Source organism: Azoarcus sp. DN11, assembly GCF_003628555.1.
Classification (GTDB): domain Bacteria; phylum Pseudomonadota; class Gammaproteobacteria; order Burkholderiales; family Rhodocyclaceae; genus Aromatoleum.
This window is the reverse complement of the sequence record NZ_CP021731.1, coordinates 2,132,721-2,155,032: the sequence shown is the minus strand read 5'-3', so window position 1 is coordinate 2,155,032 and position 22,312 is coordinate 2,132,721. Positions and strand designations below refer to the sequence as shown.

19 protein-coding genes are annotated in these 22,312 nt (G+C 66.7%); 10 read left to right on the top strand and 9 right to left on the bottom strand.

The annotated features are described in order from the left end of the window. Positions 1-47: 47 nt before the first annotated feature. The 4 genes from cofC (at position 48) to CDA09_RS09810 (ending at position 6,074) form a co-directional block, all read left to right on the top strand. On the top strand, positions 48-731 hold the full coding sequence (gene cofC / locus CDA09_RS09830) for a 2-phospho-L-lactate guanylyltransferase (RefSeq protein WP_121428455.1): 684 nt from the start codon (positions 48-50) through the stop codon (positions 729-731). Continuing rightward, complete coding sequence (cofH, locus tag CDA09_RS09825) at positions 695-3,085, top strand: 5-amino-6-(D-ribitylamino)uracil--L-tyrosine 4-hydroxyphenyl transferase CofH (protein WP_121428454.1); 2,391 nt, start codon at positions 695-697, stop codon at positions 3,083-3,085. The genes cofC and cofH overlap by 37 nt, the downstream gene beginning before the upstream one ends. Positions 3,086-3,123: 38 nt before the next feature. Further along, complete coding sequence (locus CDA09_RS09820) at positions 3,124-3,747, top strand: SRPBCC family protein (RefSeq protein ID WP_121428453.1); 624 nt, start codon at positions 3,124-3,126, stop codon at positions 3,745-3,747. Between the two features lie 392 nt (positions 3,748-4,139). Next, positions 4,140-6,074, top strand: coding sequence for an ATP-binding cassette domain-containing protein (locus tag CDA09_RS09810; protein WP_121428451.1), 1,935 nt, complete (start codon positions 4,140-4,142; stop codon positions 6,072-6,074). Here CDA09_RS09810 and CDA09_RS09805 read toward each other — a convergent pair whose 3' ends face one another. Both CDA09_RS09805 and CDA09_RS09800 read right to left on the bottom strand, forming a co-directional pair. Continuing rightward, positions 6,075-6,578 (bottom strand): hypothetical protein, encoded by a 504-nt coding sequence (locus CDA09_RS09805; RefSeq protein ID WP_121428450.1) that lies wholly within the window; start codon positions 6,576-6,578, stop codon positions 6,075-6,077. Between the two features lie 74 nt (positions 6,579-6,652). Further along, the gene (locus tag CDA09_RS09800) at positions 6,653-7,849 is read right to left on the bottom strand and encodes an XdhC family protein (RefSeq protein ID WP_164844398.1); all 1,197 of its coding nucleotides are present in this window, start codon (positions 7,847-7,849) and stop codon (positions 6,653-6,655) included. Between the two features lie 229 nt (positions 7,850-8,078). Here CDA09_RS09800 and CDA09_RS09795 point away from each other — a divergent pair, with 229 nt between their 5' ends. From CDA09_RS09795 to CDA09_RS09770, 6 genes are all read left to right on the top strand, one after another. Beyond that, on the top strand, positions 8,079-9,083 hold the full coding sequence (locus tag CDA09_RS09795) for an AraC family transcriptional regulator (RefSeq protein WP_121428448.1): 1,005 nt from the start codon (positions 8,079-8,081) through the stop codon (positions 9,081-9,083). Positions 9,084-9,184: 101 nt separating this feature from the next. Continuing rightward, a complete protein-coding gene (locus tag CDA09_RS09790; protein WP_121428447.1) occupies positions 9,185-10,009 on the top strand; it encodes an SDR family NAD(P)-dependent oxidoreductase in 825 nt (274 codons plus the stop codon). Positions 10,010-10,019: 10 nt separating this feature from the next. After that, the gene (locus CDA09_RS09785; RefSeq protein ID WP_121428446.1) at positions 10,020-10,787 is read left to right on the top strand and encodes an SDR family NAD(P)-dependent oxidoreductase; all 768 of its coding nucleotides are present in this window, start codon (positions 10,020-10,022) and stop codon (positions 10,785-10,787) included. An 11-nt stretch (positions 10,788-10,798) separates the two neighbouring features. Then, positions 10,799-11,428: a nuclear transport factor 2 family protein gene (locus CDA09_RS09780; RefSeq protein ID WP_174718430.1), complete on the top strand. Its 630-nt coding sequence runs from the start codon at positions 10,799-10,801 to the stop codon at positions 11,426-11,428. Positions 11,429-11,440: 12 nt separating this feature from the next. After that, positions 11,441-12,505, top strand: coding sequence for an alkene reductase (locus CDA09_RS09775; RefSeq protein WP_121428444.1), 1,065 nt, complete (start codon positions 11,441-11,443; stop codon positions 12,503-12,505). A gap of 247 nt (positions 12,506-12,752) precedes the next feature. Next, on the top strand, positions 12,753-14,177 hold the full coding sequence (locus CDA09_RS09770) for an MFS transporter (RefSeq protein WP_121428443.1): 1,425 nt from the start codon (positions 12,753-12,755) through the stop codon (positions 14,175-14,177). Positions 14,178-14,346: 169 nt separating this feature from the next. Here CDA09_RS09770 and CDA09_RS09765 read toward each other — a convergent pair whose 3' ends face one another. The 7 genes from CDA09_RS09765 to CDA09_RS09735 form a co-directional block, all read right to left on the bottom strand. Continuing rightward, positions 14,347-14,646, bottom strand: a complete 300-nt coding sequence (locus tag CDA09_RS09765) for an addiction module antidote protein (RefSeq protein WP_121428442.1) — start codon at positions 14,644-14,646, stop codon at positions 14,347-14,349. Between the two features lie 5 nt (positions 14,647-14,651). Next, positions 14,652-14,948: a type II toxin-antitoxin system RelE/ParE family toxin gene (locus CDA09_RS09760; protein WP_121428441.1), complete on the bottom strand. Its 297-nt coding sequence runs from the start codon at positions 14,946-14,948 to the stop codon at positions 14,652-14,654. Positions 14,949-15,076: 128 nt separating this feature from the next. Beyond that, complete coding sequence (locus CDA09_RS09755) at positions 15,077-15,685, bottom strand: hypothetical protein (protein ID WP_128106553.1); 609 nt, start codon at positions 15,683-15,685, stop codon at positions 15,077-15,079. A gap of 85 nt (positions 15,686-15,770) precedes the next feature. Continuing rightward, positions 15,771-17,531: an AIPR family protein gene (locus tag CDA09_RS09750; protein ID WP_217351300.1), complete on the bottom strand. Its 1,761-nt coding sequence runs from the start codon at positions 17,529-17,531 to the stop codon at positions 15,771-15,773. A 522-nt stretch (positions 17,532-18,053) separates the two neighbouring features. Further along, on the bottom strand, positions 18,054-19,523 hold the full coding sequence (locus tag CDA09_RS09745; RefSeq protein ID WP_121428438.1) for an FAD-dependent oxidoreductase: 1,470 nt from the start codon (positions 19,521-19,523) through the stop codon (positions 18,054-18,056). Positions 19,524-19,567: 44 nt separating this feature from the next. Continuing rightward, positions 19,568-20,794 (bottom strand): NADH:flavin oxidoreductase, encoded by a 1,227-nt coding sequence (locus CDA09_RS09740; RefSeq protein WP_121430811.1) that lies wholly within the window; start codon positions 20,792-20,794, stop codon positions 19,568-19,570. 119 nt (positions 20,795-20,913) lie between these two features. Further along, the gene (locus CDA09_RS09735; protein WP_121428437.1) at positions 20,914-22,290 is read right to left on the bottom strand and encodes a DUF1329 domain-containing protein; all 1,377 of its coding nucleotides are present in this window, start codon (positions 22,288-22,290) and stop codon (positions 20,914-20,916) included. Positions 22,291-22,312: the final 22 nt, after the last annotated feature.

Here is a 22,312-nt window from a genome sequence, read left to right as displayed (position 1 = left end):
CAGCGCGCCTTCCCCATCAGCGGCTCCGCCCGCGCAGGGAGCCGGCCGTGAGCTGCTGGGCGCTGATCCCGATCAAGCTGCCCGCGCAGGGAAAGAGCCGGCTCGCGGGCGTCCTCGGGCCGGGCGAGCGCCAATGCCTCGTGCGCGCGATGCTCGATGAAGTACTCGACGCGCTGCTCGGCTCGGAAGTGATCGAGCACGTCGCGATCGTCACCGCGGCCACCGACCTCACCCGGCGCGCGGTCGCCCTGCTGCCCGACACCGGCCTCGGCCTCAACCACTCGGTGCAGCAGGCGGCCCTCTCGCTTGCCCACAGGCGCGCGCGCGAACTGGTCGTGATGCACGGCGACCTGCCGCAGGCGAGCGCCGCCGACATCGACGAACTCGTGCTGCGCGGCCGCCAGTCCGGCATCGCATTGGCCCCCGATCGGGCCCGCGTCGGCACCAACGCGATCTACCTCGGAGCCGGCAGCGGCTTCCGCTTCCAGTTCGGCGCGCAAAGCTTCCCGATCCATGTCGCCGAGGCGCTGCGCTGCGGACATGTGCCGGCGATCGTCGAGCGACCCGGCCTGGCTTTCGACGTCGACCTGCCGGCCGACCTCGCGCGCCTCGCCGGCCCCTTCCGCCCGCCGCCCGCGACCCGTCGCGACGCGGCAGACCGCCACCTTCCCATCCTCCACCGGAACCCCATGCCATGGCCGATAGCACACAGCGAATCCTTGCCGACGTAAGCGCAGGACGGAGGCTGGATGCCCAGAGCGCCGCCGTTCTCGCGTCCGTCACGGAACCGGACGCGATCCTGGCGGCTGCCGAGGCGCTGACCCTCGCCGGCCACGGCACGGCGGTCGGCTGGTCGCGCAAGGTCTTCATCCCGCTCACGCGCCTGTGCCGCAACCGCTGCGGCTACTGCACCTTCGCCGAGACGCCGCGCGGCGCGCACGACGCCTATCTCAGCCCCGACGAAGCACTCGCGATCGCCCGCAGCGGCGCGCTCGCAGGCTGCCAGGAGGCGCTGCTGACCCTCGGCGAGAAACCCGAACTGCGCCACGCCGCCGCACGCGACGCGCTCGCCGCGCTGGGCTTCGCGAGCACCATCGACTACGTGGCGGCGATCGCGCGCCGCATCTTCGACGAGGCCGGCCTGCTGCCGCACCTCAATCCCGGCACGCTTTCGGCCGACGAAATCGCGCAGCTGCGCCCCGTCGCCGCCTCGATGGGCCTGATGCTGGAATCGACGTCCGCCCGCCTGTGCGAGCGCGGCGGCCCGCACTGGCAATGCCCGGACAAGCACCCGGACGTGCGCCTCGCCACGCTGCGCGCCGCCGGCGAGCAGTCGGTCGCAACGACCAGCGGCATCCTCGTCGGCATCGGCGAGCAGCGCCTCGAACGCATCGACGCGCTGCTCGCGCTGCGCGATCTGCATGACCGCGACGGCCACCTGCAGGAAATCATCGTCCAGAATTTCCGCGCCAAGCCGCACACCGCGATGGCGCAGGCGCCCGAGCCGACGCTGGCCGAGCACCAATGGACGATCGCCATCGCGCGCCTGATCTTCGGCCCGGAGATGTCGATCCAGGCGCCGCCCAACCTGCGCCCGGGCGAGCTCGAAGCCCTGATCCGTGCCGGCGTCAACGACTGGGGCGGCGTCTCGCCGGTCACGCCGGACCATGTGAATCCCGAAGCCGCGTGGCCGCAGATCGCGACGCTGCGGCAAGCGACCGAGGCCGCCGGCCGCGAACTGGTCGAGCGTCTCGCGCTGGGCCCGGCCTTCACGCACGACGCGGCCCGCTGGACCGCACCGGACATCGCCCGCGCGGTTCTGCACCGCGTCGATGCCAGCGGCTTCGCGCGCGACGACGATTGGCACGCCGGCAGCGGCGCCCCGCTGCCGCCCTCCACCCGCAGCGGCGCCGACCTGCGCGCCCCGGACAAGGCCATTCTCGATCTCATCGACCGGGCGAGCGCCGGGCAGGATCTGTCGGAAGACGCCGTCACCGCGCTCTTCGAAGCGCGCGGCGCCGACTACGCGGCCGTGATCGCCGCCGCCGACCGCCTGCGCGCCGCGACGGTCGGCGAGGGCGTGTCCTTCGTCACCAACTGCAACATCAACTACACCAACATCTGCCAGCACCGCTGCGGTTTCTGCGCCTTCGCCAAGGGGCGCAGCACCGAATCGCTGCGCGGCCCCGCCTACGTGCTGAGCGCCGACGAGGTCGGCCGGCGCGCCCGCGAAGCCCGCGAACGCGGCGCCACCGAAGTGTGCCTGCAAGGCGGCATCCACCCCGCCTACACGGGGCAGTCCTACCTCGACATCGTCGCCGCCGTCCGCGACGCCGTGCCGGACATGCACATCCACGCCTTCTCGCCGCTGGAGATCCGCCACGGCGCGGCCACCCTCGGCCTCTCGCCCGCGGCCTTCCTGCGCCGGCTGCGCGACGCCGGCCTCGGCAGCCTGCCCGGCACCGCCGCGGAAGTGCTCGACGACGAGGTGCGAGCACAACTGTGCCCCGACAAACTGAGCACCGACGAATGGCTTTCCATTGTTCGCGCCGCACATGAAGCCGGCGTGCCGACCACGTCGACGATCATGTTCGGCCACGTCGACAACCCCCGCCACTGGGCGCGCCACCTGCTGAAGCTGCGCCAGCTCCAGCGCGACACCGGCGGCATCACCGAATTCGTGCCGCTGCCCTTCGTGCACATGGAGTCGCCCCTGTGGCACAAGGGCCGCAGCCGCTCCGGCCCCACCGCGCGCGAAGCCGTGCTGATGCACGCGGTGGCGCGCCTCGCGCTGCACCCGCTGATCCCGAACATCCAGACCTCGTGGGTCAAGATGGGGCCCGGCGGCGCCGCGCAGTGCCTGCAGGCGGGCGCCAACGACCTCGGCGGCACGCTGATGTACGAATCCATCACGCGCGCGGCCGGCGGCCTCAACGGCCAGGAAATGGACGGCACGGGCATGAACCACATCGCCACCGGCATCGGCCGCCCCCTGTGGCGCCGCACGACGCTCTACCAGCGCGCGGAGGCCCCGCGCGCCATGCCTTCCACGGCCTGCCCCGCGCAGCCCGCCTGCGTCGGCTGAACCCGAAACTTCACGACAACCCCGAACAAGGATCCGACATGGCCCTGCAAATCCAGGAAAACTTCGCGGTCGCCGCCCCGGTCGAGGCCGTGTGGCAGTTCCTGCTCGACCCGCAAAACGTCGTCGCCTGCATGCCCGGCGCCTCGCTGACGCAGATCGTCGACGCCGACAGCTTCGTCGGCGCGGTAAAGCTCAAGATCGGCGCCGTCACCGCGCAGTACCAGGGCACCATCACCTACGTCGAGAAGGACGCCGCGACACACAGCGTGAAACTGCTCGCCTCGGGCAACGAGCGCGGCGGCGGCACCGTCAGCGGCACCATCCTCACACGCCTCGCCCCTTCGGCGGACGGTTGCGGCACGCAGGTAAGCTGCGAATCGAACATCGACCTCACCGGCCGCATCCTCCAGGTCGGCCGCGGCATGATCGAGGGCGTGTCCGCGCAGATCATCAAGAAATACGTCAACAACGTGCGCGCACTCCTCGAAGTGCCGCGCGACGAGGCGACCTCCGACCCGACTCGGTCCGCTGCTGCCGAGACTTCCCCCGCCCCCCGCGCAGCTCCACAGAAAGAGGAGTCGATCAACATTATCGGCGTGGTGTTCAAGGTCTTCTTCGAGCGCATCGCCAGCCTGTTCCGGCGCGTGTTCGGTCGGGCGTGACGGCGGCAGCGCTGCCCAACAAGCCTGGAGCGTAGCTGACCTCGATACCGGCCGCAGCGGCGCCGTCGCCATCAACGCGATCAAGGCCCCCGGCCGTGCTGCCTGCAGCCTGCCCGCGCGAAACCCGGCGCTGGAAAACACCAGGCTCCCCCGCTACCCTCGCCCATCGTACCTGCTCGAACCGCTCGCGCAGGCTCTCCACGGTGTCGCGCTCGTTGCGGACATGGAAGAAAGCGTCCGCAGCGCGCCGGGCAATTCCGTGCCAACGACGCCCCCAAAGAACGTATCCTTCCGACCTTCCCGATTCGGTCGAACTCCGCAGTGCGGTTCCGCGTGCGCGTTCCTTTCCCTATCCGCCCGCCACTGGAATCCCACCCCGGAGCCTCATTCCCATGATCACCCTCAAGGACGTCACCCTTCGCCGCGGCGCCAAGGTGCTGCTCGACAGCACCTCCGTCACGCTCAATCCCGGCGAGAAGGTCGGCCTGGTCGGGCGCAACGGGGCCGGCAAGTCCTCGCTGTTCGGCCTGCTCAACGGCACGCTGCATGAAGACGCGGGCGACTTCTTCGTGCCCGCGGCCTGGCGCATGGCACAGGTGGCGCAGGACATGCCGGAAACCAGCCAGTCCGCCACCGACTTCGTCATCGAGGGCGACACGGCGCTCCTTGCCGCGCAGCAGGAAGTTGCAGCCGCCGAGGCCAGCGACGACGGCGAACGCATGGCCTACGCGTACATGGCGTTGCACGACGCGGGGGCCCACGACGCGCAGGCGCGCTCCCAGGCGCTGATCCTCGGGCTCGGCTTCAAGACCACCGAACTGTGCAATCCGGTGAACAGCTTCTCCGGCGGCTGGCGCATGCGCCTGCAACTCGCCCGCGCGCTGATGTGCCCGTCCGACCTGCTGCTGCTCGACGAGCCCACGAACCACCTCGACCTCGACGCGCTGGTCTGGCTCGAAGCCTGGCTCAAGCGCTACGCCGGCACCCTGGTCGTCATCAGCCACGACCGCGAATTCCTGGATGCCATCACCGACGTCACGGTGCACATCGAGAATCACAAGCTCACCCGCTATGGCGGCAACTACTCCACCTTCGAGGACACGCGCGCCCTGCAGCTGGAATTGCAGCAGAACGCCTACGCCAAGCAGCAGGACAAGATCGCCCACCTGCAGAAGTTCATCGCCCGCTTCAAGGCCAAGGCCAGCAAGGCCAAACAGGCGCAGAGCCGGGTCAAGGCGCTGGACCGCATGGACAAGTTCGCGCCGGTGCTCGCGAGCGCCGACTTCACCTTCGAGTTCAAGGAACCGCAGAACCTGCCCAACCCGATGCTGGCGATGGAAGACGCCTGCTTCGGCTATCCGGCGCCCGAAGGCGCCCCCGCCGGCACGCCCCCGACGGTGATCGTGCGGGGCGTGAACAAGTCGGTGATGGCCGGCGAGCGCATCGGCATCCTCGGCGCCAACGGCCGCGGAAAGTCCACGCTGGTGAAGACCATCGCCCGCGACCTCGCCCCTACCAGCGGCGTCGTCACCGAGGGCAAGGGGCTGCGCATCGGCTATTTCGCCCAGCAGGAACTGGATGTGCTCCGCCCCGAGGACAATCCGCTCGAACACATGGTGCGCATGGCCCGCGAGGGCCTGCCGGCGGGCCAGAGCGGCCGCGAGCAGGACCTGCGCACCTTCCTCGGCACCTTCAACTTCAGCGGCGACATGGTGCAGCAGCCCGTCGGCACCATGAGCGGCGGCGAGAAGGCCCGTCTCGTGCTGTGCATGCTCGTGTGGCAGCGCCCCAACCTGCTGTTGCTGGATGAGCCGACCAACCACCTCGACCTCGCCACCCGCGAGGCGCTGGCCATGGCGCTCAACGAATTCGAGGGCACGGTGATGCTGGTCTCCCACGACCGGGCCTTGCTGCGCTCGGTGTGCGACGAGTTCTGGCTGGTTGCCCGCGGCGGCGTCGAACCCTTCGACGGGGACCTGGACGACTACCAGCGATACCTGCTCGACGAAGCCCGCCGCGCCCGAGAAGAACTCAAGGCCTCGCTCAAAAGCCCGAAGCGCGAGGCTGCGCCGGCACCGGCTCCCGCCCATCGGGTCAGCCCCGAAAAGCTCAAGAGCCTCAGGCGCGACCTAGGCAAGCTGGAGCAGACGATCCTGGAAGTACAAGCGCGCAAGCACGCCACCGAAGCCCGCCTGGACGGCTCTCCGTCAGTGCAACAACTCGCCGAACTGGGGAAGGAGCTACAGCAGATCGAAGAAACCCTGAACGCCCACGAGGACAGCTGGCTGCAGCTCTCCGAGGAGATCGAAGCGGCGACCGGAGGCTGATCAGCCGGGCTTGCGGAAGTCGTCCTCGATCCACGCGTGCGCGCTGGTCTTGGTCAGTTTGAACCCCGCATCCACGCGCACCTTGGCCAATTCTTCGCCCGCGGCGTCGTAGGCCCCCAGCAGGGCATGGGGCTCGTATTCGTCGGCAACGATGTCGAGTGTCACGTTGACCGGGCCCGACTCCGTGTTCACCGTGAGCTTCTTGTGAAGCGTCGCATGCAGCTGTTGCTCGTGGCGGCGCAGGACTTCCGAGGCGGTCTTGACCAGCGTGTTGAAGGCAGCGGAATCAAGCGGCTTGGGATTTTTCTTGTCGCGCCCCATCGTCCAGGGCCCCACCAGGGCGGGCTCGGGCTCGCCATCCTTGATCATTTCGACCGCCCACCCATCGTCGTCCATGTTCTTGATGACACGGGCGGTCCAGCCGTCGTCGCACCACAGGCCCGGCTCTTTCACGGGGGCGGTTGCATCGTCCGCCGCGGCTTCGTTCATTTCATTCGATGTCATGGGCGGATTTTACGTCACGACGGGAATCGCGGTTCGACGCAGCACCTTCCGCCCGCGATGCGGCGGGTGCCTCTTCAAGGCGCCGCCAGGCCGCACACGATCTCGCCCCGCTCCACGCTCGTCGCGACCAGGGTATCGGCGCCCTCGCCCCGCGCATGCAGGGGCCCGCGCCGCACCCGCGCAAAACCGCCCGTACGCCCGGCGATGACCGCGCGGATTTCGGCGACGATCGCGAGCGCGATCTCCTCCGGCGTATCGGCTCCGATATCCAGGCCCGCAGGGCCGTGCAGCCATCCCGCCATCTCGCCGCGCACGTCCAGCCCTTCGTCCTCCAGCGCCGCGAGCAGCCGCACCGTGCGCCGCTTCGGGCCGAGCAGCGCGACGTAGCGCGGGCGGCGCGGGATCAGCGCGCGCAGCACGCGCAAGTCCTCGAAGTAGTTGTGCGTCATCACGACGGCGATCGCGCCACCCTCGTCCGCCTGCCCGGCCAGGGCCGTTTCGGCGTCCGCGACGAGCACCCGGTCGGCCCAGGCAAAGCGCCCGTGAATGCCGTGGCCGACATTGCGCGACACAACGCTCACCTGCCAGCCGAGCGCCTTCGCGAACTGCGCGAGCGGGACGGCGTCGTGGCCGGCACCGAAGATCGTCAGCGCCGGCGGGGGCGAAATGAACTCGACGAAAGCTTCGACCTGCCCTTCTGCGGTGCGCAGCCGAACCCGCGCGGATTGCCCGTCGCGCAGCGCTTCGCGCGCCTTGCCCTCCAGCCGCGAACGCAGCGACGCATCGTCGATGCCCAGCGCGCAGACCGCCCCGTCGTCGCCGAGCGCGAGCCGTGCGCCGATGCGCGCCCCGCAAGCGCCCTGCGCCGCGAACACCGTCGCGACCGCAGCGCGACGCCGCCGCGTCAGGCAGTCCGCGACGAAATCCAGCGCGGCGGAAACCCCCTGCGCCGCAAGCGGCTCGACCAGCACGACCACGACGCCGTTGCAGCCCAGCGAATAGCCTTCCTCCACATCGTCGCCGGTCGAGTCGTACACGACGACCGCCGGCTCCCCGCTGTGCAGCACCCGCGCGGCCTGGCGGAAGACGTCCCGTTCGAGGCATCCGCCGCTGATCGCGCCCATGCTCTCGCCGTCCGCGCTCACCAGCATGCGCGCGCCGGGGCGCCGGTAGGTCGATCCCTCGACGGCGACGACGGTGGCCAGCGCCGCCTGTTCGCCGCGTCCGCGCAGCCGCGCCCAGCACTGGATGATCCGCTGCATTTCGTTCATCGGCGACCTCCCCATCCGTATCACGAACCTCGCACGCACTCTCGCGCGCGGCGCGCAAACCCGCATCGTTCCTTTGCATTACGGGCGTGCCCGCCCTGCAAGCCCCTACGTCCGAGCGGGATTTAGTGCGATCGGATGATGCGCCCGATCGAGGCGTCGACGACGATTCCGATGCGGCCAAAGACGCATCAAGCGAGCCGGTACGCGACGGAAACGGACGGAGACGACAATGAACGACCTGAAACCGACAGGCAAACTCGACTTCTATCTCGCCCGCATGGCCAGCCGCGGCATCGGCGCCGAGCGCGTGCTCGCCGGCACCGGGCTGCGCGCCGGGCAGGGCACCGAGCGCGAGATCCAGCCCCATCCGCCGCAGTACCGCCGCGTCATCCTGAACATGCTGGAACTGACGCGCAACCCGTGGCTCGGCATCGCGCTGGGCGAGGAATTCCGCGTCAGCGACCTCGGCATCCTCGGCTACGCGGCGCTCAGCGCGGCCACGCTCAAGGATTCGCGCGAGCTCTACGACCGCTACCGCGGCCTCAACGAGCACATCTTCTCGACCACCAACACCATCCGGCACGGCCGCTGGTTCTCCGAGATCCACGACGTGTATCGCCTCGGGGACGTGATGCGCTTCGCCGTCGAGGAATTCGTCAGCCAGACCATCCAGCTCGCGTCCAGCCTGACCAACCGCCCCTTCCCCATCCTCGAACTGCACCTCAGCTTCCCGCAGCCGGCGGACGTCACGCCCTATCTCAAGCGCTTCAACTGCCCGGTGTATTTCAACCAGTCGCGCAACCTCGTCGTCTTCGACATCAACCGCCTGCAGGACCCGATCAGCCTATCCAACCCGGAAGTGTTCAAGCTGTGCGCGAGCCAGTGCGAGATGCTCGCCGCCCGCCAGCGCCGCGACGCGCGGCTGTCGGAACTGATCCGCGACTACCTGGTGGGCCATCCCGGCGACTTCCCGACGCTGGAGGAGATGGCCGAGCACCTCAACATCGGCGCGCGCACGCTGCGCCGCCGTCTCGTCGACGAAGACCAGAGCTACCAGAAGATCCTCGACGACACGCGCAAGGAGCTCGCGCTCCAGTACCTGCAGCACACGACGCTCACGCCCAAGGAGATCGGCTACATGCTCGGCTACAGCAGCGTCAGCAACTTCCGCCGCGCCTTCAAGACGTGGACCAACCAGACCCTGTCCGACGCCCGCGTCGCGCACGCCGCCTGAGCGCAGCCGCGGCGCCCGCGCTAGTCCCATCGGACGATGGCACGCCGCCGCGGCATCCCTACGCTCACCCTACACCAACAGTTCTTTCCAGGAGACATGGCATGAGATTCGCAGGAAAAGTGGCGGTCGTCACCGGCGCCGGCCAGGGCATGGGCCGCGCCATCGCAATCCGCCTCGCGCAGGAAGGCGCGACCGTCGTCGCAGCGGATGTGAACGAAGCCGCCGCGAAGGAAACGCTGGAGCTCGCGGGCAACAAGGACGGCATCGCGCGCGTCTGCAACATCGCCGACAGCGCCGCCGTAAAGTCCCTCTTCGAGGAAGTCGACGGCCGCTACCGTCGCCTGGACGTGCTCGTGAACAACGCCGGCATCGGCAGCGCCAAGAACGACGGCTTCGACAAGCTGCTCGCGCGCATGAACGAACGCGGCGAACAGATGGCGCGCGGCGAGAAGCCCACCACCTATCCCGATCTCATCTGCGACATGGCCGACGAGGGCTGGCGCGGCGTCATGCAGGTGAACCTCGACGGCACCTTCTTCTGCACGCGCGAAGCCGTGCGCGTGATGATCAAGCACGGCATCAAGGGCGCCCTCGTCAACATCTCCAGCACCTCCGCCATCTCCGGCGAAGGCGCGCTGCACTACGCCGCCTCCAAGGCTGCGCTGACCGGCATGACGCGCAGCCTCGCCCGCGAGCTCGCGCCGCGCGGCATCCGCGTGAACAACGTGATGCCCGGCCCGGTGAACACCCCGATCATGGCCAACGTCTCACAGGCGTGGATCGATTCCATGGTCGCCGGCATCCCCCTCGGCCGCATGGCCGATCCCTCCGACATCGCCGCGACGGTCGCCTTCCTGGCGTCCGACGACGCCGCGATGGTCACCGGTTCCGATCTCGTCGCCAACGGCGGCTCGTACTTCAAGTAAGGAGAAGAGCATGTCCGGAAAACTGCACGGCAAGGTCGCCTTCGTCACCGGCGGAGGCTCCGGCATCGGCGCCGCCACCGCCCACCGCCTCGCCGCCGAAGGCGCCACGGTCGTCATCTGCGGTCGGCGCAAGGAACCGCTCGACGAAGTCGTCGCCGCCATCGTCGGCAAGGACGGCAAGGCCGAAGCGGTCGTCGTCGACGTCGGCAACGAGGCGCAATTCGTCGCCGCGCTCGAAGACACTGCCAAGCGCCACGGCCACCTCGACATCCTCGTGAACAACGCGATGGCCTTCACCTGGGGCGCGATCGAATCGACCTCCACCGCCGACTGGCACGCCAACTTCGCGACCTCGGTCGACGGCACCTTCTGGGGGACGCGCACCGCGACGAAGCTGATGAAGGGCCGCGGCGGCGCGATCGTGAACCTCTCGTCGATCTGCGGCACCCTCGGCACGCCGTGGATGGCCGGCTACTCGGCCGCGAAGGCCGCGATCATGAACTTCTCGCGCGCGGCCGCCGCCGAAGGCGCCCCGGACAACATCCGCGTGAACGTCGTGATCCCCGCCGTCGTGGAGACGCCCGCCACCGCTGGCATGCTCGCCGACGAGAACTCGCGCCGCACGACCGAGAAGCTCATCCCGATGGGTCGCGTCGGCCAGGCCGACGAACTCGCCGCCGCCATCGCCTTCCTCGCCGGGCCGGACGCCTCCTACATCACGGGTGCCGCGCTGCCGGTCGACGGGGGCCGCTCCGCCGTCCTCGTCACCGCGCTCTGATGAGGGACGCAATGAGCACACCCACGCTCGAAGAACGCATCGACCGGCTCGAATCGATCGACGAAATCCGCCAGCTCGCCGCGAAGTACTCGCTGTCGCTCGACATGCGCGACATGGACGCGCATGTGAACCTCTTCGCGCCCGACATCCGCGTCGGCCGCGAGCGGGTCGGCCGCGCGCACTTCAAGGCTTGGCAGGACGACACCCTGCGTGAGCAATTCACCGGCACCTCGCACCACCTCGGCCAGCACATCATCGAGTTCATCGACCGCGACCACGCCACCGGCGTCGTCTACTCGAAGAACGAGCACGAGTGCGGCGGCGAGTGGGTGATCATGCAGATGCTGTACTGGGACGACTACGAGCGCATCGACGGCCGCTGGCTGTTCCGCCGACGCCTGCCCTGCTACTGGTACGCGACGGATCTCAACAAGCCGCCGATCGGCGACATGAAGATGCGCTGGCCCGGGCGCCAGCCCTACGTCGGCACCTTTCACGAGCTCTTCCCGTCGTGGAAGGCGTTCTGGGCCGAGCGCCCCGACAAGGAATCGCTGCCCGAGGTCGCGGCGCCCGCGCCGCTCGAGAAGTTCCTCGAGACGATGCGGCGCGGCACCCCCGCGCCGAAGATCCGCGTCCGCTGAAGGAGCCCGCACATGCCAGATCTGTTCTCCCCGCTCACGCTCGGCGACATCGAGCTCGCCAACCGCATCGTCATGGCACCGATGACCCGCAGCCGCGCGGGCGCGGGCGACGTGCCCACCGAGCTGATGGTCGAGTACTACCGCCAGCGCGCCACCGCTGGCCTCATCGTCGCCGAGGGCACGCAGCCCAGCGCCAACGGCAAGGGCTACTGCCGCACGCCCGGCATCCACACCGGCGAGCAAATCGCCGGCTGGCGCAAGGTTACCGACGCGGTGCATCGCGAAGGCGGGCGCATCGTGCTGCAGATCATGCATGTCGGGCGCGTTGCCAGCCACCTCAACAAGGATCCCGGCACGGAGACGGTCGCCCCCTCGGCCGTCCGCGCCGCCGGCAAGATCTTCACCGATGTCGCCGGCATGGTCGAATACGACCTGCCGCGTGCGCTGCGCACCGACGAGATCCCGGGCGTCATCGCGGAATACCGCCGCGCGACCGAATATGCGCTGGAAGCCGGTTTCGACGGCGTCGAACTGCACTGCACGAGCGGCTACCTGCCGATGCAGTTCCTCGCCGCCAACACCAACCTGCGCGACGACGCCTACGGCGGCACCCCGCAAAAGCGCCTGCGCTTCGTCGTCGAAACGCTGGAAGCGATGGCGGCCGCCGCCGGCGCGGGCCGCGTGGGCCTGCGCATCTGCCCCGCCAACCCCTTCAACGACGTCCTCGACGACGATCCGGTGCAGACCTACTCCGGCCTGCTGCAGGCGATCGACCCGCTGGGCCTCGCCTACCTGCACGTGATGCGCTCGCCGCTACGCGAACTCGACGCCCTGGCGCTCGCCCGCGCCAACTTCCGCGGCCCGATCATCGCCAACGACAGCTTCAAGCTCGCCAGCGCCCAACGCATCCTCACCGAAGGCAAAGGCGAAGCGGTCTCGTTCGGGCGCTATTTCATCGGCAACCCCGACCTCGTCCGCCGCTTCCGCGACGGCGCCCCGCTCGCCGAGTTCGACCAGGGCACGCTGTACACGCCGGGGTCGCGCGGCTACACGGACTACCCGTCGCTGGCCGCGTAACCCAAAGCACAAGCGCAACGGCGTGTCGGGAACACGGTTCCTCCCTCCCCTTCAAGGGGGTGAGGCAGGGGTTTCGGCGAGCATCGCTTGCCGCCTGCCGAACGACGGAGCGAAGCGGAGGCTCCCGGGTCGGGGTGGGGATGGGTCTAGCGGGCGTCGCCGAAACCCATCCCCCTCCTAGCCTCCCCCTTGAAGGGGGAGGAACCCGTCCGCTCATCACAATTCCCCTCACCCACCGGGAGTCTCCATGGATTCGCGCACCGCGTGGAAGATCTACGCCGCCCTGCTGTTCGGCACCTTCGTCACCATCGAGGCCGCCGCCTTCCAGGCGCCCGCCCTGCCCGGCCTGACGCGGCATTTCGGCATCCCGATCAACCTCGCCGCGCTCGTGCTGATGTCCTACTTCGTGGGACTCACCGTATTCGCGCCCATCATGGGCCGCCTCGGCGACCAGCGCGGACGCAAGCGCGTCCTGCTCGCCGGGCTGCTCGTGTTCGCGCTGTCGGAATTCGCCGCCGCAACCGCCCCGACCTTCCACGTCTTCCTCGCCGCGCGCTTCGCCCAGGGCCTCGGCGTCGCCTGCATCCTGCCCGGCGTCTTCGCCTACATCGGCCATCTCTTCCCGGAACAGCGCCGCGGCATGGCGCTCGGCATCTTCGCGATGACAATGACGCTCGGCGCCGCCAGCGGCGGCCTGCTCGGCGGCCTCCTCATCGACCGCCTCGGCTGGCCCAGCGTGTACTGGATCAGCGGCGCGCTCGCCCTCGTCGGCATCGTCCCCGTCGCCCTGCTCGTCCCGGACATCCGCAGTGAACGCTCTCCCGCGCCGTTCGACCTCAAGGGCGCGTTCTACCTCTTCACGACCATCGCCGCGCTGCTGTCCCTGCCCACCTGGATCGGCAACTTCGGCCTGCGCTCGCCCTACACCGCCCTGATTGTCGTCGCCGGCCTCACGGGCCTCACGCTGCTATGGCGCAACAGCCAGCGCGTCGCCGCGCCCGTCATCGACATCGCCATCCTGCGCCGCCCCGCCTTCGCGCTGCCCAGCGCCATCTACTGGCTGCACCTGCTGTCCTTCAGCGGCGTCGTCTATTCGCTCGCCTACTTCGTCACCGGCCGCCCCGGCGGCAACGCTGCGCAGTTCGGCTTCGTCACCCTTTTCCTCTACGGCAGCAGCGTCCTTTCCTCCCCGCTTGCCGGCCGCCTCGTCGACCGCATCGCCCCCCGCCACGTGACCACCGCCGCCCTGGCGGGCACGCTCGCCGGCCTCGCCCTGCTGCTCACGCTGCGCAGCGACACGCCGCTCTGGATGGTCATCGCCACCGTCTGCGTGCTCGGCCTCGCGATGGGCTGCAACACCCCCGCCGTCATGAAACTCGCCCTCGGCGCCGTCCCCCCCGACCGCCTCGGCGCCGGCACCGGCCTCTTCAGCACCCTGCGCGACCTAGGCTCCCCGACCGGATCGTCGGTCTCGCTCGCGACCTTCAGCGCGTCGCTGGCTTTTCACAAGGCGCAAGGGACGCCGGACGCGCTGGCCGCGGCGCTCGGGACCGTTGGGTGGCTGCTCGTCGGGCTGATCGGGCTGGCGTTTGTGCTTAGTTTGCGACTGCCTGCATCGGCGAACCGCGGGCCAGCGATTGAAGCTCGCCCATTAGGGGAATCAAGGGTTTAGTCGGTCCCGGCCCGGCCGATTCCGACCGTCGGACTCCAGGATCGACGGCGACGCATTGCTGTTAGTCATGCCACGCTACCGCTACAGAACCATTTCTCACGTCGAAGTGACCGGCCTGCACGGCGTTTCTCCCAGTTCCGCTCGGCTGCTGGGTTGGTCGACGCTTTCCTCAGGAATGGTTGGCCTCGGCATGCAGTTTCAGCCCGAGAGCACCAATTACCTTGAGGATCGTGTCAAAGCCAGGGCTGCGTTCCCCCGAAAGAGCCTTGTAGAGGCTTTCGCGGGAGAGCCCGGCATCTCTGGCGACCTGAGCCATGCCTTTGGCGCGGGCAATATCACCAAGCGCTTTTGCAATAAAGGCAGCATCTCCATCTGCCTCTTCCAGGCACGCTTCAAGATAAGCCGCCATTTCCTCCGGGGTTCGGAGGTGCTCTGCAACGTCATAGCGAGTGGTAGCGGTTTTGGCCATAGCGGCTACTCCGACAGGTTTCGCGCGAGACGCAAGGCCGCCTTGATGTCTTTTGCTTGAGTGCTCTTGTCACCACTGGCCAGAAGGATGATCAACTCACGCCCTCGCTGCTTGAAATACACCCGGCAACCGGGACCATAATTGATTCGCAGCTCGGAAACACCTTCGCCAATGGGCTCGACGTCGCCGGGATTTCCACCGGCAAGACGCTCGATTCTGGCTTGGACTCGCGCCCGCGCCTGGATGTCGCGCAAGGCGTCGAGCCACTGAGCGAAAATCTCGGTTTTCCGAATTTCGACCATGAATGAACTGTAGCCGATCGGCTACACTTTGTCAATCGTGAGCACGACGTTAAAATGGAGCCAGCGTTCAAAATCACCGGACTGTGCGACTGTTTGAATCAGGTCCTGGCATGCACGGCCTTGCGAGTTCATTCAAAGAAGAATGGGAACTCGGCCTGGCTACCAGCCCTAATTCTTTGCAGCAGCGCGGCAGCCCCGTGCTCGTCTCCCTCTTCGTGAACGGCGAGGTCCAAGTAGAAATTCTTCCCGTCGTGTTTCCCGAAAATTATCCAGTCCCCCGTCAAGCCGCGACGTGCTCTTTCTTCAAATCCTTGAACTACCAAACGATGTGTAAGGTAGTTGGTCCACACCTCCGGGTCTTCACCAAAATTCTCTGTGACCTCCCCAAGCATCTTTGTGAGGTCCTTATTTCCACCGTCGAGAAGGTTCCAACGCACGTCTACGTTTCGGGATACGTGCTTCGGAAGAAAGAAGTGCTTATGCCAAAGCGGATGTAACGGTTTTCGCCTGAACTGTTCCTCTGCCTTCGTGGAAGAAGCCGGCCTTATCCCCTCCATGTAGTCCAATTCGTCAAGAACTGCGAAGTAACTGAAGTAAGGGTCCGATGTATCCAGTAACCGAAACGCGAGTGCAACGCTAATTCTGTCCCAATATGGGCGTCCGCGTGTAGCGTGCAGCTTCAACGCCTTAATCTGCTCTCTGTCGAAACTTACCCGGACCATCCGTTCGCTATCCATGTTACAAGGTTCAGCGTCCAAGTTCAGGGACGCGCAGCTGATAGGCGGAGCGTCGGTGGACAGTAGGTGTTATGCCTCTTAGCAGTTACTTGCTGAGAGCGACAGATTTGGCAAACCTCTTGTAGGCATCGGCATTAGCGCCCGAAGTTGCCTGAACAAGGCTTCGGAACGTCGTGATCGCTTTCTGCGCACGCTCGTTACTCTTCAGTCCGTCGCTGAGCGCGTCGACAAGTTGCTGGCAAAACGGGGAGACAAGCCTCACTACTTCAGCCCAATGTTGCGTTGCCTGCTTCGGTGATGTCTTTTGTCCAAAGGAAATTCTTGCGGGAACGGGGATTCGCCTTCCTACAAACGTCTCCATGCACGAGGCGATTGCAGAAACGAACAGATAGGTCGAGCCCCGATGCCTGAAGTAGGAGAGGAGTTGTGTCTCTTGTGCTGTAAGGCCAGCCTCCGACTTCGATTTTCCAACGAGACTTCGCTTAGTCTCTTCGACGGCCCGCAACAGGGCGTAGCAGAGGACCAGATGGGCACCAGTAGTGTCGTCGTTGAAGAAGCGCGCGTACGTTTGGTCAGACACCCAAATTTCGCTCTTGAGGTTATAGGCCGTAAGTGGCTCCTGATGGAAAGCGGCAAGGGCTTGGCCGACGGTGTAGGAGGGCAAAAGGTTCTTGTTGCGTTCTATGACGTCCTTGTGACCGCCGCGCCGGCCGCCTTCGTACTTCGCATTCGGGATCGCAGCCACTTCCTCGCGAAGCCGCTTCTGAATTCGGTCAGTGCTTCGAAAGTCCGAAGCGGTTACTTTGTTTTGACTGTTGTTGTATTGAATGATGTCGTAGATCAGCTCCGGCTTGGACGTTTGAACAAAGCGAGCCGGAACAAGGGCCGTGGAATCCGGCGCTTTTGTCAACGATCCAATCGCGCCAGTGGTCTGAGCGCCATTGACGATGGAAACGCCGCGGACTAGAAGCTGTCTTCGCCCTTTGACAACCACCTCCTCGAAGTGATGTGTCAGAACGGTTATGCCGTTGTTGAAGACCCAGAAATCCGCGGGCGATGACTGAGCGGTTCGCTTGATGCCGTTATTGATATTTGCGTCGCTTCTACGTGACCCCAAATAGTCGCGGACGTTCGCTGAAAAGAGCCGTGTCTTGTGCTTGTTGTACAGCCGGTGCAGCACTCGCGCAGGGACCGCAGTTACGTACGCCGACCACGCCCCAGTATTCAGGGCAAAGCCCGACTCGACGTCGATCTTGACCTCATCATTGACGAGAATAGGCGAAAGGGTCTCCAAGTACCACGCCTCAAGCGTCCCGCGTCCAATTTCGGCCGTTGAGATTGAGACTCTAGAAGCGGGGTGCAGGGCATCTATCACTGTTTTGGCAGTTGCGGCCACTGTGGAAAGTTCATCATCCACGTTGGTCGACTCGGGCAAGTTGTGTACATACCAAGTTTCGAAGCGCTGAATGGCGCCATCGGAAATTGCCGAACGGAGTTCCGTGGCGGCTGAGCGGAGACGTTCCGGCAATGCCGCCACTTCGCGCTGCAGGAGCCAAGCAACGGCGGTATTGAGGTCTGACGCTTTGTTCGCTGGCGCGCTTCGTTTGTCCTTTGAGGAGAAGTAGCACTGGGCGATGACCGCGACACCTTCTTCGCGGTCAATGAAGATAAGATCGCATTTCTTGTCGTCGTTTCCGTCCGTGACCGATTCCGCAGCGACGCTATGTATGTCGTCCAACGCGAAACGGAGTGCGAGCGCGAAGAGACCGATGGCGTTGTCTCCGTATTGTTCTAGGTCATCCCGAGCCTCAAGAGCTGCTTGCCAAGTTGACTGTTCTGACGTCACGGGTTGCCTCCGTTGGTTGTTTGTGACTTCTAACGTGCGCGGACAGCATATGCTCTGCATATGCAGCGACGTCCTGTGTAATCCAGAGTACGAATGGAGAAATAGAACTAATCGGTATTTTTTCGATTGCTCGATTTATATGTTGATCATACACGTCAGCACTGTCAAAGTGCAGATGGCATGGCGACCGAGGTTCGCTTCACACCAGTTTGCACCTGCCTGCCGGTGCGGTTGAATAGAGGTTTCGTAACACTGCCCCTCGTTCGAAAGCCTCCAGCGCAGGACGGAGGTCTGCTCGCGAGGCCTGGGCCGAAATCAAGGTCTACGTCGGGGAGAAGTCGCGACCCGCAGGGGATGGACGAACAGCGCCTTGTGGCAATGGAAGAGGCGCGAGCCAGGTTGAAGAGGCGCGCCGCCCGTTTTGACTCGGGCAGCCTGGCGGTGACTTCCCGTTGATCTACCGAATCGAGGGATGAGAAGTGGCCGGTGTTGTGCGCGGCCGCTTGATTGTTTCGACTGGCCTCAGCCGGCGGCTGCGCGCCGCCCTGCCCTTCGCCCAAAGAACGTCGAATCCCCCAGCGACATCCCCGAGCTGTACCCCTCCCCCCAGCGCGGCAGTCCGCAGGCGCAGCGGCCCGCAGCAAAGAGCCCGGGAATCATCCGCCCGACCTCATCCAGCACGGCGCCATCGGTATCCGTCGCAAGCCCTCCCAGCGTGAACGCATGCCCCGGAATATCTCCGCGGCAATAGCTCAGCGCGGCGAACGGAGCCTTCGTCAGCGGCCGAAGCCAGTTCGGCGCCTTGTGGAAATCGGGATCGCGACCCTCTGAGGCCTCGCGGTTGAAGGCCTCGACGGTGCGCAGGAGGCTGCCCGCGGGCAGTGCGAGTTCCTGCTCCAGCTCCTCCCAGGTCTCGCCGACCGCGACGATCGTGATGTCGCGGTGGATCATCGGGCGGCCGAAGATTTCGTCGTCGACGATCAGCCACGCGCGCCCGCCGGGCTGGCGCAGCACGTAGTGGGCGACGCGGCCGTGGTAGGCGTCCTCGTTGATGAAGCGCTCGCCGCGCTCGTTGATAAAGATGCCCTTCACCAGCGATTCGGGCGGGAAGTAAGGCAGGGTCGCGAAGAATTGGTCCATGTGGATTGCCGCGGCGCCGACGGACATTCCCATGCGAATGCCCGAGCCGTCGTCGTTGCCGGCGGATACGGGTGTCTCGCACACGAGCGCGTCCGGGGCGTAGCGTTCGACCATCTCGCGGTTGGTGATGAATCCGCCCGATGACAGCACCACGCCGCGGCGCGCGCGCACGTAGCGCGGCTCGCCGTCGATGCGCACGACGAGGCCGACGACTGCGCCGTCTGCGCCGGTCACGAGCGCCAGGGCGCGGCTGTTGCAATGCACCTTCGCGCCCAATGCCTCGGCACGACCGCACAGCGTTTGCATCAACGTGCGCCCGGCACTCCAGCCCTCCTGCTGCGCGGTGTGGCCGCGCGGGGCGGGCTTGGTCTCGGCCGAGAAGGGCCAGGCCTGCTCGGAGCCGGACCATACGAGCGTGTCGTCGGTGTGCGGCTCGAGCCATTTGCCGGGCAGGAACGTGCCCTTGTACGGTACGCCCTGCTCCTGCAGCCAGCGGAAGTGCGCTTCGGCGTTCTCGGCATAGACGCGGGCGCGGGCGGTGTCGGCGCCGGGGCCGCCGGCCATGACGAGGTACTTGTAGAAGTCCTCGGTGGAATCCTCGAAACCGGCGGCGCGCTGCACCGACGTGCCGCCGCTGCCGCCGACGTACACCTCGCCGCCGGACAGGGCCGCACTGCCGCCCGGTGCTGCCGCGACCTCGAAGATCGCCACTTCCCCGCCCGCGCGGCGCGCCTCGATGGCCGCACAACTGCCGGCGGCGCCGAAGCCGACCACGGCGACGTCGGTCTCGATGTCCCAGCGCGGGACGTCCTCGTCGCGGATCGGGCGCGATGCTGAAAACTGCTGCTGCATATCGGGTCTCCTTGGGGGTGGATGTAGTCCGCCTGCTCGCCGGTTCAGCCGGCGGCGCGGATCTTGTTGAGGCCGGGATCGTTCGGCGGGCTCATCACGCACCAGGTCCCGGCCGGGTGGTAGATGTAGGGCACGCAGCGGTTGCAGTTGGTGCAGCCGGACTGCGTGGCACTGCCCTCGCGGTACTTGTTGACGAGCCCCGGGTCGTGGATCAGCGCGCGCGCCATGACGACGGCGTCGAAGCCCTCGCGCACGGCCTGTTCGGCGTTGGCGAGCGACTTGGCGCCGCCGAGGTAACCCAGCGGCACGTCGACCGCGGCGCGGATGCGGCGCGAGTATTCGAGGAAGTACATCTCGCGGAACGCGATGCGGGGCACGCCGTGCTGCGACCACTTGAGCATCAGGCCGGTCAGCGGGCTTGCCGCGAGCACTTTCCGCATCTCGTCCATGTCGTGATTGCTGCCGAACATGAACCAGCCCGACTCGACATTGCGCCCACCGGAGAGCACCAGCATGTCGGCGCCCGCCGCCTGCAGCGCGCGGGCGGTGACGATCGCGTCCTCCACGGTGGCGCCGCCCGGGACGCCGTCGGCGACGTTGATTTTCGCGAGCACGGCCATGTCGCGGCCGACCGCCTCCTTGACGCGCGCGAGCACGGCCGCCGGGAAGCGCATGCGGTTCTCGGCGCTGCCGCCGAAGGCGTCGCGGCGCCGGTTCGACAGCGGCGAGATGAACTGGTTGAGCAGGTAGCCGTGGCCCATGTGCAGCTCGACCGCGTCGAAGCCGGCCTGCCGGCACAGGCGCGCGGCGTCGACGAACTGCTGCGTCACAAGCTCCATGTCCTCGGCCGTCATCGCGCGCTGGAACAGGTTGCCGCGCAGGAGCCCGGCCTTATTGAAGCCGGAGGACGCGCTCATCGTCGGTCCGCGCACTTTCAGCGAGGTGACGAAGGAGCCGCCGTGCGTGATCTGGTAGGAGATCGCTCCGCCCTCCGCGTGCACCGCGCTGGTGAGCACGCGCAGATCGGGCAGGATCTCGGGACGCAGCCACACCTGGTTGGGCAGCGTGCGGCCGACTTCGCTCACGGCGCCGTAGGCCACGGTCGTCAGGCCGACGCCGCCGGCGGCGAGGTCGCGGTGGTGCTTCACGAGCGCACGGCTGGGCGCGCCGTCGACGACCATGCCCTCGTTCGCGCCGGCGCGGATGAAACGGTTGCGGAGCCGCAGGGGCCCCAGTGTCAGCGGATCGAACGGCGACGCCGTGGCTGTCATCGCATGTCCCTCGTCGTGGCTGCGGCCACCCGCAGGCGGCCGCATGAAAAGCGGGATGCCGCGCGGGGCATCCTCCGGGCCGACCGGCCCGGACTCGCCCGCGCGCGGCGCGGAGTCGATCACAGGCCCATGCGCCGGGCCGCCTCGGGCCCGAACATCTGCGGCGTGATCTTGTTCTCGTTGAGCTTGTAGGCCGACGGCTGCTCATTGACGAGGTTGAACGCGAGATAGGTGCCGGCATTGAGGTCGTGATAGAAGCCGACCCCCGCCTGCCAGGTCTGCATCTCGTAGGCGTAGAAGTGGTTCAACATCGAGGTCCGCCACATTTCGCCGCGCACGTCGTAGTTGTCCGCCATGATGGGGAACAGCGTGTCCTCGTCGATGAACATCACGCGCCGGCCGTACAGGTGACGGAAACCTTCCTTGAGCTTGCCTTCCAGCACCCACACGCGATGCAGCTCGTAGCGCATGAAGTCCGGATTGGCGTGGCCCGGCTTCACGAGTTCGGAGTACTTGATGTTCGGCGAATGCACCTTGTAGGCGTCGTACGGGATGTAGATCTCCTTCTTGCCGAGGATCTTCCAGTCGTAGCGCTCGGGCGAACCGTTGAAGATGCGCACCTCGTCGACGGTGATCGAGCCGCCGGTGCCGGGGAAGGACATGTCGTAGCCATAGCCGGGGGACTGGCGCACGCGCCGCGTGCCGGGGTCGAACCGCCAGCTCTGGCGCGGGTGCTCGGCGAAGTTGAAGAACTCCATGCCGGTGTTGATCTCGCCCTTGTCGCGCTCAGGCAGCAGCGTCTCGTTGAGGTAGTACGAGGACTGCCCCTCGGTCTTGTGCCGCACGCCCGGCTCGTTCGCCGCACCGAGGTTGCGCGACTTCACGCGCCCCCAGTTGATCGCGCCGTCGGCGAGCACGTAGGCGTTGTCCGAGACGAGCTCTTCGGTGTAGGCGCGGTACGGGATGATCGCGTTCCACAGCAGTTCGAGGCCGTTCTTCGGGAAGGGGAAGATCGGCCCGCCCGTCACGCCCATCACGCCTTCGCCGTTATTCACCAGCTCGGCGTGGGCGGCGTTCTCCTTCGCCGTCTGGCACACCGAATCGGGGAAGCGGAAGTCGCGGTGCGACGGGTAGATCGGCATGCGGAAGGTCTGCGGATACTTCTTGAACAATGCCTTCTGCCCGTCGGACAGCCGCGCCGCGTACTGTTCCATGTTGGCGGCGGTGATCACGACCAGCGGCTTCTCGTCGGGATAGGCATCAACGGGATGCCTGCCGGTGCCCTTGAAAGGCACGTGCGGCGGCACGCCCAGCCACTTGCCGGAATACTCGGGGATGCTGCCGTCCTTGTTACCGGCCTTTTCCGCGCCGATGCAGGTCAGGTCCTTGCCCAGGCGGGCGATCTCCTCGGGCGTTCCCTTCGCCAGGGCCATCGAGGGAAACATCTGTGCTGCCGCAACAAACGAGAGCAGCAGTCCGCACAATTTCATCTTCATGAACAGATCCTTTTCGGCTTGA